This window comes from Paenisporosarcina sp. P5_A11, from assembly GCF_056400705.1.
The window spans coordinates 1-793 of the sequence record NZ_JBFUKT010000381.1 but is presented as its reverse complement, the minus strand read 5'-3'; the positions used below and the strand labels follow the sequence as shown (position 1 = coordinate 793).

1 pseudogene is annotated in these 793 nt (G+C 33.3%); it reads left to right on the top strand.

The window, feature by feature from the left end:
- A pseudogene (locus tag AC1DOS_RS20400) lies at positions 1-506 on the top strand (TetR family transcriptional regulator); the annotation flags it as partial.
- Positions 507-793 lie beyond the last annotated feature (287 nt).

Genomic DNA, 793 nt, shown 5'->3' with positions numbered 1-793 from the left:
GTCTTTGGATAAGTTATTTTGATGAAGGTGTGTATGGAAATGGAATATCTTCAGAAGGTTTAGTGCTATTTGATTTTACGGGTAATGTGATTTTTAGATATCACTCTGACTTGACTGATAGACCACCAATAGATGATTGTTACGCTATTTGTAAAGGAAAGGGGTCTTCCATATGGTTATTTCCCTACTCCGACTTTCCTTTGCTACAGATATCTCCTGATTCAAAAACGGTAAATTCTTATAAAGTCCCTAAAAAACTGCACGGTTCAGGTGCTATCTGTATTAGAGGAAAGTATGCTTATTTTTTAGGTGGCTATGATTCAAAGGGTAAGTTGTTTTATTGGGAAATTAGTAAGAAACAACCTCACTTATTGGGTAAGATTGATGGAAAAATTAGAGGCTTAAGTAACGGTCAACATAACCACTTTATTTCTTTTTCCGAAGAAATTGTTAAGTTATTTAGAATAATTAATGATGATGAATACAATTCCACCTTCTTTAACTAACGGGTGCTTTAGTTGAACAACCGGCTGCCTTTACAGGGCAGCATTTATTATTGATTAATGAAGTCGAATACTTACTAATCGGGGTATTATGTCAACCTATGATGTATACGTGATACAATTCATGTGAGCGACGAATCGATGTTTTGCGGGTTTTATAAACTTAAATGTATTGGGTGGTAGAATAATGGCAACATTAGAGGGATTTTATGTCTAGAATTATTGATAAAATAAATTACAATATAAAAAAATCTGATTCCATTATTGATTTTTCTAATTCGGAATGGGAG